Here is a 16,367-nt window from a genome sequence, read left to right on the forward strand (position 1 = left end):
CTGTTTTCCCCTTCACCTCTACGCATCCGGAGGTAGGAATATGCGACGAGTTTGGAGAATTCTTGTTTGCATCGGCATGATCTGCCTTTTAACGTTCGCGACGTCCGCGTCTTGGGCCCAGGACGCGGACACCGCGCCTCGGGACAATAACGGGCAAAAGTGGCGGATCGGTTATCTGGAGGGAGGAGCCTTTCCGGATTATGAGGTGATTTTTCTGAGGATCGTCGCTGGGCTGATGGATCTGGGCTGGATCAAGGCCGCGTCGTTGCCGACGGAGTACGATCCGGATCATCGGCGGACCTGGGAGTGGGTGGCGGACAACATCCAGTCCGATTACCTGGAATTCGTCAAGGACGCTTTTTATACCTCTGAGTTCAATGTTGATTTGCGTCAAGCCACCAAGGCCGAGTTGCTCGGACGGTTGGAACGGGACAAGGATCTGGACTTGATCCTGGCCTTGGGCACCTGGGCCGGACTGGATCTGGCCAATGACCAGCACACCACGGCCACGGTGGTCGCCTCCACCAGTAACCCCCTGGCCTCTGGGATCATCCAGAGCATGGACGATTCCGGCTTTGATCATCTCCACGCCAAGGTCGAACCGGAACGCTACGCCCGGCAGTTGCGGCTGTTCCACGACATCATCGGCTTTACCAGCATGGGGCTGGTCTACGAGGACAGCGTGGAAGGCCGGACCTTCGCGGCCCTGGACGAGGCCGAATTGGTGGCCAAAGAGCGCGGCTTCTCCTTGCACCACTGTTTCGCCAGAAACAATGACGTCACCTTGGAACAGGCCTCCGCGGAAGTTCGGGCCTGCTACGAAGAGTTGGCTCCCCAGGTGGAGGCCCTGTACATCACGGTTCACCGGGGCGAGGGACTGCCCAACCTGCCCAGCCTGCTTCCCCCGCTCCTGGAGCACAACGTGGCCACGTTCGCCATGGCCGGTTCGGAGTTTGTCAGGCACGGCGCTCTGCTGAGTATTGCCCAGGCCGGTTTCGCGTATGTCGGTCGATTTCATGCCGAAACAGTGGCCAAGATCTTCAATGGCGCCAAGCCCCGTGACCTGCCGCAACGCTGGAACGCCCCACCCAAGATCGCCATCAATCTGCGAACGGCGGAAATGATCGGCTTTGACCCGCCCTTCGACATCCTGGCAGCCGCGGACGAGGTCTACGACCAGATCGAGCCGGTGGGCGGGGAGTAGACCCGCCAACGACCACCGACAACGTGGGATGGTTCACTTGTTTCCAGGAATACTGCTTGACGCTTCCGGGTACGGTTGTTCATGCCCACGCCCGTAGGGGCGACCGGCCGGTCGCCCCTGCTACCTGTGGACAGCGTTTGTCGGGGTTGAGGCTGAGGGAATCAGACCGGAATCACCCGGCGGGTCAGAATCAGCTCGCGCAGGCGCTGTGTCGGCGGGCCGCTGCTTCGCGCAAATCGGGCCAGGGCCCGGTCCGCTCCGGTTTTTCCGGTCCGCAGGACCCAGAGCGGATAGGCCAGGGTCCAGGCTTGGTCCGCGGCCAAGGCGTTGCCGGCGATTTCCAGGACCGCGGCGCAGACCCGGCGTAGTTTGATTCCGCCATACTCCCCGTCCAAAGCATTGCGCACGGCCTGCTCCCGCAGGCCGACCCACTCCGACCAGGCATGGCCGGCCACCAGCCGTTTGGTCCGGTCCAAATCCCGCAACAATCCATATTGCAGCGCACTGGGCGATACGGCTGCCGAGGCGCCGGCCTCCTCTCCGGCCAGGTCCAGCAGTTCCTGGTCCGCGAAGGTGGCCCCGGCGGCGCGGCCTTCCAGGTAGCAGTACGCCGTGTGGTCCTGAAAAAAGGTCTCCAGTTGGTCTGGCTGTTCGTCGAGCAGGGCCAGGAAACGCTCCAGTTCCGGCGGTGGGTCGGCAAAAGCGTACCGCAACCGGCAGTCGCCGTACTGGGTGAACTGGTGGTCTTCCAGGTGGCGGATGGAAGGCGTCACGATTTTGGCGTTTCCCGGTCCATAGGGCACGACCCAGCGCGGACCGCCGCGCAAAAAATCCAGCAGGGGCGGATCGCCGGGCGCGAGCAAGGCCTGGCTGATGCTTTTGCCCTGGCCACGATGTTCGGCGAACCACATCTGGGTGTCCGGGCCGAACATCCACGTCAGATAATCCGCCATATTCCGAAAGGGCCGAACGGGTGCTCGATGTAGCTTGCGGTCGCCGGGCATCCGGGAGCAATCCAACTGGCGCGGCCAGATGGTCAGCCGGTTTTCCTTGTCCGGGGTGCGGTTGCCGGCCTCGAACGGGCTGTTGGCATACAGGGCGATGAAGGCCGGGGCCAGGGCGACCAGGCAGTTCAGGCCGCTGACGGCCTGGCTGAAATCCATCCCCGTGCTGGGGCTGTTCTGGGCCTTGGCGTCGAACCCGGACATATGGTTCCAACCGCGGTGCAGAATCTGGTAGTCGTAGAGGGCCTTGGGCGCCCGGTGCGCGAAATAGAAGTCCTCGTTCACCACCACGTCGGGATGCTCGCTGAAATTGACCAGCATGGCCCCTTCCCGGGCCAGGGCCGCGCTGACGTCCCGGATTTCCCGGCGGATCATCGCGGCCAGGGTGTCGAGGCTGCTTTCTCCGGCGGCCACGGGGCCCAGGGAGCTTTCCAGATTGTTGAAACCGTTGTCTATGGAGTGCACGCCGCGCGGGCTGCGCAGACCGTATTCCCGCCCGTTGCCGTGCAGGGGTTGCGTGGTCAGGCCCTGGGTCAGGCCCAGGGTTAGGCCCTGGTCCGCGAGGATTTGGGCCAGATTGGCGAAAAAGCCGCGCACCGGATGGGTCGCGCCTGTGGAGGCATCAGCCGTGGGCATTTCCAGCTCCACGCCCAGACTGAAATGGTCAGTTCCCGTTGCGGCCATGGGCTCACTCTTCCCGTCCATCATCCATCGGACTCCCGCTCCCGGGCCAGCACGAGGAAGAGTCCGGACAGGAGCATGTAGCCCAGACCCAGCACCACGAGCCCCTGGGCAATGCTGACGCCGGACATGAGCAGACCAAGCAGAAGCGGGCCGAGCATCTGACCGAGCTTGTCCATGGCCCGCTGGATGGCCATGGCCTTGCCCGGGCCCAGCTCCTGGGTGGCGCGCGATTTCAGGGCAAAGGCGGTCTGGGCCGAGGAGCCGATGCTGCTGGCCACGCCGAGCAGGAAAATGGCCGCCATCACCGCCATGAAGCCCTGGTGCACGAAGAGCAGGGCCAGGCCCAGCCCCCCGACCAGGCCGCCCACGGCGATGAACGGCATTTTCCGTTCCTGGCGGTCCACGATCTTGCTGATCTGGGGGGCCAGGTAGACCACGGACAGACCGTAGATCATCAACACCCGGCCAATGTCCGACTGGTTCACGCCCAGTTGGTCCAGATACAGCGGCGTGGCGAAGAAAAGCAGCCCCACCTGGCAAATGGAAAAGGGGATCACGCAGCAAAAAATCAGGGCAAAGGTGTTCCGGTTGGTCAGGTAGCGCAGCAGGGCCCGCGGTTTGACCAGAACCGTGGGGCCCTGTCCGACCTGGTCCGGAATCCGGCGCATGAACAGGTAAAAGAGGACCAGCGAACAGGTCATCAGCATCGCCCCGACCAGAAACACCGCGTTGAAGCCCATCCGTTCCGCCAGGATTCCGCCCAGGGCCGTACCGCAGATATGTCCGGAAAAAATCCCGGCCACGAAATGGGAACTCCCCTGGGCCCGGGTGGAGGGGGTGGATTGGGTGAAGAGAAAGGTTTGCAGGGACATCCAGGACAGGCCGTAGCCTAGGCCGCAGACCCCGCGGGCCAGAATATACTGCAGGCCGGTTTCGGCCTGGGAGCAGAAAAAGAGGCCCGCGGCCGTGACCAGCACCCCGGCCAGGAACGGCGGCCGCCAGCCCCGGCTGTCCGCTGTCGCCCCGGCAATCAGGGAGGCCAGCAGGGCGCAAAGCATTTCCAGGGAAATGGGCAGCCCGAGAACCATGTCCCTGGGCAGGCCCCACATCGGAGTGTACAGCTCGCGCATTTGCAGCGGCACGAAGGAGACGGGCAGGGCAAAGGCGAACAGGAACGCGAAGGCCGCGAATCGGGCCAGTAACAGGGTGTCCAGGTTCTCCCGTTCCGTGTTGAGGGGGCGGTTTTCTTCGGGACGTTCCTTGATCCGGCTGACCATAAAATAGATCTGCTCCACGATGAACAGCGAGGCGATCAGGGCCACGGTCAGCGAGTCCACCAGGATTTTCCAAAGCACGGCGAGCAGGACGTTGGCGTTTAACGTGGCGCGAAGGCTGCCAACCTGGATGTCCGGGGTCGGTCCCGTCACGGGCAGGACGATGGTCAAGTCGGCGGCGGACAAAAACCACGATGGACGTCTCGTTTCCTCTGCGGCCTGGGCCTGGTCCTGCGCTTCTTGTTCCTGGGTCGGGGTCTGTCCCTGGGCCTGGGCCAGGGGAGCACCTTGCGCGTCGTGCAGAACCAACCTCGTCACTTCCGGATTGTTCTCCAGAATTTCCAACAGGTATTCGTCCATCCGGCTGACCCGTTCCAGGGTGATCCCCCGGGCCAGAACCCGCTCCACCTCCTGGCGCAACAGGTCCAGTTGGGCCTGAACCCGTTCCGTCAGCACGCGGACATGGTTATGGTGGAATTGGTGGGCGCTCAGGCCGGAAAAGGCGAGCTGGGCCAGAATCGTGACCAGCAGCACGCGGACGAAAATCTTCCGGCGCAGGGCGGTCATATCCCCCCCCCGGACCTGGCGCAGGAGCAGGAACAGGGCCAGGGCCGCGGCGGCGGAGATGGCCAGTCCGTAGAACAGGCGCTGCTGCCAAAACAGCCGCACGCCATCGCGGATGTTTTGCTTGGAAAAGGCGAAGACCACGGTTCCAGCGAAAGCAGAAGGGCTTTCGCCACCCATCCAGGATTGTCCCGGCCCAAAGAGGGGCATGGCAATTTGATAGGCTTCCGGGGTTTCCCGGGCATCCAGCAGGGGATCGGCCAGGGAAATGGTCTTGCTTTGTGCGCTTGGGGGGAGATCCGGAAACGCCGGGAACTGATCAATGGGACGCAGGCTGTACAAAAAATCGCCGTGCGCGGAATAGACCGCGATATTCGTCAGATCGTCGTAACTCTCCGCGGATCGGGCCAGCAGCTTGTCCATGCCCAGCAGGTTGTCCAGGGGCTTGCCGAAGCGCAACGCGCCCTCCACCTGGCGCTTAAAATCCTTCTGGGGCACGACGTATCGGGCCAGTTCCGAGGCCACGTGGATTTTTTCAAAGGAATTGGCCACCAGCACGATCATGAAGGCCTGGGAAAGGAGCAGGATCAGGATCGCGATGAGGGTGATTTTTTGGGTGTCGCGCATGGCCAATCAGTGTTCAGTGTTCAGGATTGCGGATAGATTTTGCGGGCGGCCTGGAGCATCGGGGCGAGCAGTTCCCAGGTAGATCGGCCCAAGGCTTGGCCGACGGTGCGCATGTTCACCGCTTCCCCGGCCAGGAGCACTTCGTCGCCGGGTTGAACCCGGGGGGCATGGCTGACGTCAAGCAGGGATTGGGCCAGGGCCGGTTTGCCGAGCAGCATGGCGGGCCGACCCTGGACCAAAGGCTGGAAATTCCCGGCCAGATCGCCGTGCAGGCCCTGGGTATAGCCGCCGTGGATCACCGCTATCCGTCCGTCGTGGGCCATCCGGTGGGCGCGATGATATCCGACGTGGACGCCGGCCCGGACCGCGCGGACCTGCAAGATCCGCGTGGTCAGCTCGGCAATGGGCCTGGGGCGGTTCGTCCAGGTGTTGGACCGCTCCAGGAAGCCGTAGAACAGCGTGCCCACCCGCAGGGCGTTGAACCGGGTGGAACAAAGTTCGTCGGGAAAGCCCAGCAGGCCGGTGGAGCTTCCAAGGTGGACCATCTGCGGCAGCAGGCCTTGCTCCTCCAAGTGTTCACAGACCACCTCGAAGGCCTTGATCTGGCATCGGGTGGACGCGTTGCTCGCTGCGTCGTCGTGAAAGGTGGAGGACAGATGGCTGTACACGCCCTCGACCCGAACATGGGGCATTTTTGCGAGGTCGGCCATCACCGGCCCGGCCCGGCCCGGGTCGACCCCGAACCGGAACAGGCCGGTATCCACCTTGAGATGCACCGTGACGACCTGGCCCGGACGAACCCGCAACCGGGCCAGCCGGGCCGCGAACGGCTCATCCGCCACGGTCAGGGTCAGCTCATGCGTCAAGGCGTCGCGCAAGTCCGGGTGCAAGGGATCGCTGAGAACGAGGATCGGGCCGGAAAGACCGGCTTGGCGCAGGGCAATGCCTTCCGTGATCGAGCCGACTACCAGCTGATCAACCGCGCACTGCTTGAGCGCCCGGGCGATGGGTATCGCGCCGTGGCCGTACGCGTCGCATTTGACCACGGCCATCAGTTGGACATGGGCCGGAACCCGGGCGCGGACCAGCGCCACGTTGGACCGTAGGCGGTCCAGGTGAATGACGGCGGTCAGGTCCGGGCAGGAAGCAGGCTGGGGCATGGGAGTGGTGGGCAAGAGGGTCGGCTAGGACGGCCGCTTGTGTTGTTGGACGTTCATGTTGTATCGGCCCTCAATCAACCCCGCGTTGCGAGCGTACGGAGACAACAGTGTTTCATTCCCTGAAAACGAAAATTTTTTTGCTGGTCAGCGTTATTCTGGCCCTTGTAACCGTGTTCGTCCTCTATTTCACCGACCGGGACGTGAAGCAGGCCATGTTCGAGGCGGAACAGCGCAGCGCCCGCAACGTGCTGGAACTGGTGGAGCTGAACATCCAAAGCGGATACCGGGATCTGGTGCGCAGCCGGGTGGACGCGGTCAACGCCCACCGCCGCGCCCTGCGCGGCTTGGCCATGGTCGCACGAACCACGCTGGACGAGATATTTACCATGTCCGACCTGTCGGGGGAATCCCGCGCTAGGGCTGAATCCCGAGCCCTGGACTGGTTGAGCCGCCCTCGTCTGGCCGAGGAGGGGGAGTTCATTGTTTTCGATGCCCAAGGTACGCTTCTGGCCCACCCGGATCCGGACGCCCGAGGAGGTGACTTGAACCTGCTCCGGGATATCAAGGGCAGTCCGATGGCCGAAGCCGTGAACTCGGAAGCGCGGCGCCTGGGCGAGATCTCCAGCATGTTTTATTGGACCTGGACCGGGCACGGCCAGCCGATAAAGAAATTCGGGTGGTTTGTCCATTATCCCCCCACGGATTGGATCATCGGCGCTGCCGTGGACATCGATGAGTTGGAGCAGGAAGGTGAGCGCAAGTTGGAGGAACTGCTGAACAACCTGCGGGCCAATTTCAGCAAGATCCGGATTGCCCAGTCGGGTTCCGTGATCCTGTTCAACGCCCAGGGCGAAGTGCTCATCGGGCCGGAGGATAACAACTTAGATCCGGGCACGGCCATCAACGCCCTGACCGGCAAGCCGCTGTTGGATGAGCTGAAGGGCTTGGCCGCGGCCAGGGATCGCTTATCCATGCGCTTTGTACCGCAAGCCGCGGACGCCGCGGGCCATATCCGCGAGCAGGAAGTCTTTTGCGGCTATTTCCGGGCCCTGGGCTGGTATGTCGCGGCCCTGACCTACGTGGACGAGGTGGAGGCGCCGGCCCGGAACCTCGTGGCCAGGTTGTCCGGGATCATCCTGGCAGTGCTTCTGGCCGGGCTGGTGTTAGGGTTGGTGTTGGCCGGGCGGATCGCCAAGCCGTTGAACGCCCTGGCGGACTACGCCAAGGCCCTGCCGGAAACCGATTTCACGGCCCAGGAGGTTCAGGACCAATCCGCGGCCATTCGCCATTTGCCTCAACGACACAAGGACGAAGTGGGGCGTCTGGCCACGGCCTTGATGTTCATGGAAGGGTCGCTGCGCGAGAACATCAGGTCGCTCATCGAAACCACGGCGGCCAACGAGCGGATCGAAGGCGAGCTGAACGTGGCCCGGGAAATCCAGCTCGGGCTGCTGCCCAAGACTTTTCCACCCTTTCCCGAGCGCCGGGAGTTCGATCTGTTCGCCACGCTGAAGTCCGCCAAGGAAGTCGGCGGGGATCTCTACGATTTCTTCTTCATGGACGAGGACCACATTTGTTTTGCCGTGGGCGACGTCTCGGGCAAGGGCGTGCCCGCGGCCCTGTTCATGGCCATCACCCGAACCCTGCTGCGCACCGCTGGTGCCAGGGATCGCGATCCCGGCCCAATCATGGAAATCATGAACAACGACCTGGCCCCGGATAATCCCAATTCCATGTTCGTGACCCTGTTCGTTGGCGTTCTGAACACCCGCACCGGGCGGTTGCTTTTCGCCAATGGCGGGCACAACAAGCCGGTGATTAAAAACCATGACGGGGTGCGCTTTCTGGAAGGCCGGAGCGGTCCCATGGTCGGTGCCGTGGAGGACATCCCCTACAATACCTTGGAAATTGACCTGGCCCCTGGCGAGATGATTTTTCTGTACACGGACGGGATCACCGAGGCCATGGACGAGGAACTGGCCGTGTATTCGGACGAGCGCCTGCTGACCACGATGGAGGCCGCTCCCATTGTCTCCGCGGAACAGACCATCCAGGTCGTGTTGGAGGACGTGGCCCTGCATGTGGGCGCGGCCCAGCAATCCGACGACATCACCGCCCTCTGCCTGCGCTTCGCCGGACCGGGAGGTGGGCAGGGGTAAGATCTTGCAACCTGATCATTTCGGTATGCGGTGTCCCCCCCCGAACCTGTCTGGCGGCTTGGGCATACGATGCCAGAGTCTTTTGCATGGTCTGGTCCAGGGTTCCTTGCTCACGGAGCAGGGTATGACCATTTTCCGCCAGCTTGGCCCGCAGGCTGGGATTGTCCGCAAGGAGTTCAATTTGCCCCGCGAGATCATCCGGATTGGCCGGTTCGGTCAGCAGGCCTGTTTGGGCGTGCCGGACCCGTTCCGGAATGCCGCCGACATTTGTCGCCACGACCGCTGTTCGGCAGGCCATGGCTTCGGCAATGGCCAAGCCCTGAGCTTCATAGCGTGACGGTTGGACAAAGATGTCCAGGGCGCAGAGAACTTCCGGAATATCCTCGCGAAAGTCCAGATGCACGATTGGATTGGTCGGATCAAGGCTGCCGCAGCATTGTCGAATGGTCTCCTGAATCTCCGTGAGAACGGAGCGTGCATCATTGGTGGGCGAGCCGACCATGACAAACCTGCAGTCGGTTCTTTTGGCCAGGATCATTTTTGCGGCTTGCAGAAAAAGATGATGCCCTTTTTCAGGGCGCAGCATGGAGACCATCCCCACCAGTATTTGATCGTCCTTGATCTGTAATGCATCCCGAAACCGCTGTCTGTCATGATCTGGGTGAAATTTTGCAACATCAACGCCGTCCGGGATGATGTCGATCCTGTCCGGGGCGAAGCCGAACTCGGTGGTCAGGGTGCGTTGGAGAATCGTGGTTGGACAGATGATCCGGTGGCAGAAAAGACGATAGCTCAGGCGCGTGGAAACTTTTTGGCGGCCGCTGACATGAATGTTCTGCATGCGCACAGTGGGCCGACCGCATAGTTTCATGGAAGCGCACAGATAGGCGTCCACGCCGGTATGAATGTTAACGACATCCGGGTCGAACATCCGGGCAATACGCCGCAGATTCAACGCCGCCCCAATATTATGCCGTTTGCGCATCCGCAAAGCCCGCACGGGCAGGCCCCTGCCGCGGCCGACGATGTAAAGCTGAGAGTCCGGTTCACAGACCAGAAAAACTTCATGGCCGTTACGGACCAACCACTCCATTTCCGTAAGCAACCGGGATTCCTTGCCCCCCCAGTTACGTCCGGCATTCACATGTAAAATACGCACAATCTTTAACCTCTTTGAATGCCCAATCCCTGGGCATGGCCCATGAACAAAAACTATACCTCACTCAACCGGATGCGCGATGTTTTCCAAACCGGCGTTCCGGTTCTGACCTATCATCATATCCGCTCTTGTCCATGGAAAGCCCGTATCCGAGGACTGTACGTCAGTCCGCGAGTACTCAACCGCCAGCTCGCGGAACTGAAGGCCGCAGGATTTTCTTTTGTGGACCTGCCTGCCTCGTTTGCCCCGGACAATGCCCAAAAAAACGCCGTCCTGACCTTTGACGACGGCTATTCCAATGTTTTGGAGAATGCCGCCCCGATTCTCAAACGGCATCAGGCCCCGGCCATGCTCTATATCGTGGCCGGGATGCTCGGCAAGACCAATGTTTGGGATACTGTCCATGGGGAAGTCGTCGGTTCCTTGATGAACAAAGAACAGATCCGGGAGTGGCTGGACCAAGGCTTCAGGATCGGCTCGCACACCATGACCCATCCCCATCTGCCCGCAATCCCGCGCCGCCAAGCCATGCAGGAAATTGACGGCTCGCGCAAGATGCTTGAAGATACTTTTCAGGTCCCGGTACTGTCCTTTTGTTATCCATATGGAGAGGTTACGCCTCAGATTGTCGAATGTGTCCGGCAGGCGGGATACCAGACCGCGGTCACCTTGGATCCGGGAGTGAACGGTCACGGCCAAAACCCATTCCTGATCAAGAGATTCGGGGTTCGCAGGCCGATGAATCCTCTGAAACGGCTTTCGCGGCTGATGCGTGGCAAAGAGATTGATTAATCAACTTCGGGGGGAAGGATCTGACAACCTGCTCAAAACTTCGGCTCAACCTTTGTGACCGACGACGAACCCAGGTGATGCGTTGGCTTTGCTTGCGTGGGGCGCACTTCTTGAATCAAGCTTGGAGGCATTGAATCATGAGCCGGACTCAAAGAGTCCATCCCGCCCGCGTCACGGGGCTCAACCAGATCAGCGAGACCCCAGGCGGCCCGGTCGTCTACTGGATGAGCCGGGAGCAGCGGGTCCTGGACAATTGGGCCTTGCTCTTCGCCGCGAACTTGGCTCTGGAGCGCGAGGTCCCGCTGGTCGTGGTCTTTTGTCTGTCGCCTTCCTTTCTGGGGGCGACCATTCGCCAGTACGGATTCATGCTCAACGGCCTAGCCGAGGTGGAAGCGAACCTGCGCCGCCGCGGTATCCCTTTTGTACTCCGTTTGGGGGAGGTTCCCCGGAGTGTGCTCGGTATGGTTCATGAAATGAAGGCCGGGGCCCTGGTCACGGACTTCGATCCGTTGCGTGTCAAACGGGTTTGGAAACAGGACGTGCTGGCGAATCTGACCATTCCGTTCTTTGAAGTGGATGCCCATAACATCGTGCCCTGCCGGGAGGTCTCCCCAAAGCAGGAGTACGCGGCCCGGACCCTCCGTCCCAAGATTCACCGCAAGCTGGATGAGTTTCTGACGCCGTTTCCCGAGGTTCCCGCTTTCCCCGCGCCACCCTCGGCGGATGCCTTCAACAGGGCCACGGACTGGAACGCTGTCAGAAAGCGTCTCCAAGCGAACAGCGACGTGGCGGAAGTGGATTGGCTCCGCCCGGGCGAACGCGGTGGGGAGGAGGTGTTCCGGAAATTTCTGGAGCATCGTCTGGACGCGTACTCCCAACGTAACGACCCCAACGCTCCGGTGCTTTCCAACCTGTCCCCTTATCTGCATTTCGGCCAGATCTCGGCCCAGCGCGTCGCGTGGGAGGTGTTGCGCTCATCGGCATCCACCGAGTCCAGAGAAGCCTTTCTGGAGGAACTGATCGTCCGCCGGGAATTGGCGGACAATTTTTGCTGGTATAACCAAGCCTATGACCGGGTCCAAGGTTTTCCGGACTGGGCCCGGAAAACCTTGGACAAGCATCGCGCGGACAAGCGGGATTACATCTACGATTTTCATACTTTCGAAACCGGTGCCACCCATGATCCGCTCTGGAACGCGGCCCAGCGGGAAATGACCGAGACCGGAAAGATGCACGGCTACATGCGCATGTACTGGGCCAAGAAAATCCTGGAGTGGACCCCGTCCCCGGAGGAGGCCGTGAAGATCGCCATCCTGCTCAACGACACGTACGAACTGGACGGACGGGATCCCAACGGTTACGCCGGTATTGCCTGGAGCATCGGAGGCGTGCATGATCGGCCCTGGTTCGAGCGGTCGATTTTCGGACAGATCCGCTACATGAGCGCTACCGGCTGCGCCCGTAAGTTCGATGTTCCGGAATACATCCGCCGGTTTTCTCCAAAGGACGGTCCCGCGAGCCGTTAGCCACCCATCGCGGCCATTGGTTCACCACAAACCTCGAGGATTCGCGCATGCCCCGTTGGCTCAATCTGCTCAAATCCATCAAATCCCTGGTCGCCTCGCCCGGCGACGCTCGGGTCTCCTCCGTCAACGCCGAACAGGCTCGGAATCTGCTGGATACGGAACCGGAGATCCAAATCGTGGACGTTCGGCAACACAAGGAATACCGTCAAGGCCATCTTCCGGGAGCGCGATTGCTGCCCGTGGCCGATCTGGACGAAAAACTTGATGACTTGGCCAAGGACAAACCGCTCCTGGTCTATTGCGCCATCGGCGGCCGGAGCAAGGTCGCGGCCCACATGCTGGCCGGAAGAGGCTTTGAGCGGGTTCTGAACCTCAGCGGCGGCTTCAAGGCCTGGAACGGCTGGACCGGTTACGGGGATTATGAACTGGGGTTGGAACACTTCAGGTCGTCCATGTCCCTGGAGCGGACCCTGCACGCAGCCTATCTCATGGAGGCGGCTTTGGAAGCGTTCTATCGGGATATGATCGGCAAGGTGGCCGATCCGGAGGCCGCCCGACTTTTCCAGACCCTGGCCGATGTGGAAGTGAAGCACAAAGCCGCCGTGGCCCGGCGGATGCGTGAGGTCGACATCCCGAAGGACGTCGGCGACGCCGTTCCCGAGGGAAGCATGCCCCTGGAGGAGCACATGCGCCGCGTGGGCGTGGACCTGAGTCGCGCCGAGGATATCGTGGACTTTGCCATGGCTGTGGAGGCCCAGGCCCTGGATCTGTATTCCCGGGCCGCTTTTCAGGCCCAGGGCGATGTCCGAACCTTTCTCGAAGCCATGGCCGCCGAGGAGAAAAACCACCTGCGGCGTCTGGGCGAGCTGCTGGAACGGGCGTAACGGTTTCCGAAGTCATTTTGCAACAGGGAGCAACGTCGAGCCATGCCCAAACTTCTCCTGGCCGGAGCCGGCCACGCGCACATGGCCGTGATGGCCGCCATTCCGGAGCTGGTGGCCAAAGGTCATCAGGTAACCGCCATCGGTCCCGGAGAGCGCCACTACTACTCCGGCATGGGGCCGGGCATGCTCGGAGGGACCTACCAGCCGGAGGAAATCAGTTTTCCGGTGCGCGACATGGTGGAAAGTCGGGGTGGAGTCTTTATCCAAGACAAGGTCGCGCGCATTGACCCGGCCCGTCACGTGGTGATTCTGGATTCCGGCCACGAAGAGCCCTATGACGTGCTGAGCTGCAACCTGGGCAGCTTCGTCCCTCAGGGGGTGGTCGCTTGCGACAATCAGGATGGGGCGAATGGACCGGGGGCGGCCGTTGCATCACGGTCCGTTTTCCCGGCCAAACCCATTGAACAACTCTGGAAAGCCCGCCAACGCGTCCATGAACTGACCCGTGATCATTCGATCCGGGTGGGAGTGTGCGGCGGCGGTCCGGCGGCCCTGGAAATCGCCGGCAACGCCTGGTCCGCGGGCAGGGAAAACGGGGGCAACGGCTGGTCCGCGGGCAGGGAAAACGGGGGCAACGGCTGCGTCGTGCAACTGTTTACCGGTGGCAAACTGCTCAGGAACATGCCGGAAAGAGTTCGCCGTCTGGCCGGAAAGGTCCTGCGCAAACGGGGAATCGAGGTCGTGGAGGGGAGCTACGTGCGGTCCGTGCAATCCGGAGAAATCCATCTGGAAAACGGAAAGCGGTATGTCCAGGACGTGATTTTTTTGGCCCTGGGGGTCCGGCCTTCGCCGGTCTTTCGGGCGTCCGGCCTGGAGGTGAGCGAGGACGGCGGACTGCTGGTTGACCAATGCCTGCAAAGCCTTTCCCACCCGGACATTTTCGGCGGAGGCGACTGCATAACCTTTGTGCCCAGACCGCTGGACAAGGTGGGCGTCTATGCCGTGCGTCAGAATCCCGTGCTGCTGCACAACCTCCAGGCCCAACTGGAAGGACGTTCTCTGAAAGCCTTTGATCCGGGTGGAGCCTACCTGTTGATCTTCAACATCGGTGGGGGGCAAGGCATCCTGCACAAAAGCGGCGTCGCCTTCGGCGGACGCGCGCCCTTTTGGATCAAGGACTTTATCGACCGAAAATTCATCAAGAAGTTCCTCCCAAACGCTCCCTCCGAAACGCACTGAACAATATTTGTAACTATTCAGGACAAGCTTGGGTAGAGCCTCATCCCGAGGCTGGATTCCCGCTTTCGCAGGAAAGACGTTTTTTTCAATGCCGTTCCCGAGTCAGCCATACCGCGAAGGCGGGCGCGTTACCGCTATCCAGGCCGCATTGACCCGGATGAGCTGAGTCGTTACCAATATTTCAACTTCGCAAAAAAAAGCCCTGCGGTGTGATGAACACGCCGCGGGGCCTTTTCGTTGTTTCAGGAAAAGCAATAGCGGGTTTGGCGGAGGTTCCACGAACTACAATTTCGCGTGCCGCTCAATGTGATCGCGGTAAGCCAGGACCCCTTGTAGAAGGTTCGTGGCCAGGGTCCGCAGATAGGCGTCGGTATTCAGGAGCCGGGCTTCTTCCCGGTTGGTCAAGTAGCCCATTTCAATCAGCACCGCCGGCATTTTGGCACCCATCAGCACATAGAACGGGGCTTCCCGTATGCCTCGGTCCGCGAGTTTGGGATGGGTGCGGCGCATGCCATTGATGGTGTTTCCGTGAATCTTGGTGGCCAGTTCCCGCGACTCGGTAATCTTGGAATTGAGCATCAGATCCGTCAAAATCAGCTGCAAATCGCTGATTTTTTTTGAGGACACCGCGTTCTCCCTGGCCGCAACCCGCACGGCATCCTGGTTCCTGGCCAAGTTCAGTGAATAAATTTCGAATCCCTTCATGTTCGGGTTCGGATGAGCGTTGGCGTGGATGGACAGGAACAGGTCCGCCTTTTGGGCGTTGGCCATGGCCGTGCGCTCCTCCAAGGGAATGAAAACGTCCGTGGTCCGGGTGTACAGGACCCGAAATCCTTTTTCCTCCAGCATCCGTCCCAGAATTCTGGACATGCGGAGATTGATGTCTTTTTCCTTTAATCCGTGAGCCACGGCTCCTGGATCTTTTCCTCCATGTCCGGGGTCGATCATGATCGTGCTGACCGTCAGCCCCAGCTGTTCGATCAGACTGCCCGTCACGTCTTCAGAGCGGGGGGAGACTTGCGGACGAGGTTGACCTGCGGCAGACGCTTGCGGAGCCCGCGCGCCAGCCAAGACTTTGGATTTGGCCCCGCTGACGTCGACCACGATCCGGAACGGGCCTTCCAGGGTAAAGACGCGAAAGTCTTCCAGGCGCTGAATGTCCAGCACCACCCGGCTGACCTGGGGCTGATTCTGACCGGTACGCACTTGACGCAAAATACCGTCGGCCACATGGAGTTGGGCCGGGGCTTCCGGCCCCAGAACCGTCCCTTGCAGGTCGATCAGCAGCCGATGAGGCGTCCCCAGATCCGGATCGGGGTTGAGCAGGCGATGGCTGTAGGCGACCTCGGAATTCACATCCAACACCACACGGGTGTACTCGTCGCTGCTCCAGTAGCGTACCTGGGTCAAGCGTGCGCCGTCGGGGTCCGGACCGGCGGAGCGCGAAGGCGAAGTAACCGGGCCGCTCAAGGATGCCTGGACTGCGGGCTCGGTCGTCCGGGCGGAGGAAGAGGTGGGGACCGTGGCCGCGACCGCGCTGCCCGGCCCGGCCCCGGATGCGTTGACCTTGGCCAGGAATGTCGAGTCCAACTCGCGGAGCATGGCCTGAGCTTGCGGGGCCATGTCGCCCTTGGAGTGATTGTGGACGATGGACAGCAGGTCGATGTACGCTTGGGCCGAATCATTCAGGTGTTCCAGATGAATTTTGGCCTTGCGCAGCAGGGCGTCGTCCGCCCAGGTATGGTTGGCGAACCGCAGGGCGACCCGCCCATAGTAGTCCGCGGCCTGAGAAAAATCCGAAGCCTGACCGAAGCGCAACCCCATTTCCTCGTGGACCCGACCAAGATAGAATAATGCCTTGGGCGCCTCGGGTCCTTCCGGGGCTTTTTGAAAAGCGCTGTTGAACATGTTGCGCGCGGCCAGCCACGCGTTGCGGTTCTGGGCTTGGCCCGGCTCCTTGAGCAGGCGCTGAAATTCGTTCCAAGCGCTGGTGTAGTCGCGCTCGGCGCTGGCATGGCCGAAGGTTGGCAGCGGCCCACCACACGACAAGAATAAAACGAAAAACAGTATCCAGAGATGGCGTATCGGCAT

11 protein-coding genes are annotated in these 16,367 nt (G+C 61.4%); 6 read left to right on the top strand and 5 right to left on the bottom strand.

What is annotated here, in order from left to right; genetic code table 11:
* Nucleotides 1-40: 40 nt before the first annotated feature.
* Nucleotides 41-1,204: an ABC transporter substrate-binding protein gene (locus AC559A_RS03440; protein ID WP_498816251.1), complete on the top strand. Its 1,164-nt coding sequence runs from the start codon at nucleotides 41-43 to the stop codon at nucleotides 1,202-1,204.
* A 161-nt stretch (nucleotides 1,205-1,365) separates the two neighbouring features.
* Here AC559A_RS03440 and AC559A_RS03445 read toward each other — a convergent pair whose 3' ends face one another.
* Genes AC559A_RS03445 through alr form a run of 3 tightly spaced genes read right to left on the bottom strand, consistent with a single transcriptional unit; the run spans nucleotide 1,366 to nucleotide 6,532 of the window.
* Nucleotides 1,366-2,892, bottom strand: coding sequence for a glutamate-cysteine ligase family protein (locus AC559A_RS03445; RefSeq protein ID WP_498816253.1), 1,527 nt, complete (start codon nucleotides 2,890-2,892; stop codon nucleotides 1,366-1,368).
* Between the two features lie 20 nt (nucleotides 2,893-2,912).
* Entirely contained in the window at nucleotides 2,913-5,357 is a 2,445-nt protein-coding gene (locus AC559A_RS03450) for an MFS transporter (protein ID WP_498816254.1), read from the bottom strand.
* A gap of 20 nt (nucleotides 5,358-5,377) precedes the next feature.
* Nucleotides 5,378-6,532, bottom strand: a complete 1,155-nt coding sequence (alr, locus tag AC559A_RS03455) for an alanine racemase (RefSeq protein ID WP_498816255.1) — start codon at nucleotides 6,530-6,532, stop codon at nucleotides 5,378-5,380.
* Between the two features lie 92 nt (nucleotides 6,533-6,624).
* On the opposite strand from alr, the gene AC559A_RS03460 reads away from it, so the two are divergent.
* Nucleotides 6,625-8,676 (top strand): SpoIIE family protein phosphatase, encoded by a 2,052-nt coding sequence (locus AC559A_RS03460; protein ID WP_498816257.1) that lies wholly within the window; start codon nucleotides 6,625-6,627, stop codon nucleotides 8,674-8,676.
* Here the strand turns inward: AC559A_RS03460 and AC559A_RS03465 are convergent.
* Nucleotides 8,627-9,835 carry a glycosyltransferase family 4 protein gene (locus AC559A_RS03465; RefSeq protein ID WP_498816258.1) on the bottom strand — a complete coding sequence of 403 codons (1,209 nt, stop codon included), beginning with the start codon at nucleotides 9,833-9,835 and terminating at the stop codon, nucleotides 8,627-8,629. The two genes, AC559A_RS03460 and AC559A_RS03465, sit on opposite strands and share 50 nt — an antisense overlap.
* A 42-nt stretch (nucleotides 9,836-9,877) precedes the next feature.
* On the opposite strand from AC559A_RS03465, the gene AC559A_RS03470 reads away from it, so the two are divergent.
* The 4 genes from AC559A_RS03470 (at nucleotide 9,878) to AC559A_RS03485 (ending at nucleotide 14,276) form a co-directional block, all read left to right on the top strand.
* On the top strand, nucleotides 9,878-10,627 hold the full coding sequence (locus AC559A_RS03470; RefSeq protein ID WP_498816259.1) for a polysaccharide deacetylase family protein: 750 nt from the start codon (nucleotides 9,878-9,880) through the stop codon (nucleotides 10,625-10,627).
* A gap of 137 nt (nucleotides 10,628-10,764) precedes the next feature.
* Nucleotides 10,765-12,153, top strand: a complete 1,389-nt coding sequence (locus AC559A_RS03475; RefSeq protein WP_498816260.1) for a deoxyribodipyrimidine photo-lyase — start codon at nucleotides 10,765-10,767, stop codon at nucleotides 12,151-12,153.
* 47 nt (nucleotides 12,154-12,200) lie between these two features.
* Nucleotides 12,201-13,037, top strand: coding sequence for a rhodanese-like domain-containing protein (locus AC559A_RS03480; RefSeq protein ID WP_498816261.1), 837 nt, complete (start codon nucleotides 12,201-12,203; stop codon nucleotides 13,035-13,037).
* Between the two features lie 42 nt (nucleotides 13,038-13,079).
* Nucleotides 13,080-14,276: an NAD(P)/FAD-dependent oxidoreductase gene (locus AC559A_RS03485; RefSeq protein ID WP_498816263.1), complete on the top strand. Its 1,197-nt coding sequence runs from the start codon at nucleotides 13,080-13,082 to the stop codon at nucleotides 14,274-14,276.
* A gap of 282 nt (nucleotides 14,277-14,558) precedes the next feature.
* On the opposite strand, the gene AC559A_RS03490 is transcribed toward AC559A_RS03485, so the two are convergent.
* Nucleotides 14,559-16,367: an N-acetylmuramoyl-L-alanine amidase gene (locus AC559A_RS03490; RefSeq protein WP_498816264.1), complete on the bottom strand. Its 1,809-nt coding sequence runs from the start codon at nucleotides 16,365-16,367 to the stop codon at nucleotides 14,559-14,561.

The sequence above is a fragment of the Desulfonatronum zhilinae genome, from assembly GCF_900182865.1.
GTDB lineage: Bacteria > Desulfobacterota > Desulfovibrionia > Desulfovibrionales > Desulfonatronaceae > Desulfonatronum > Desulfonatronum lacustre.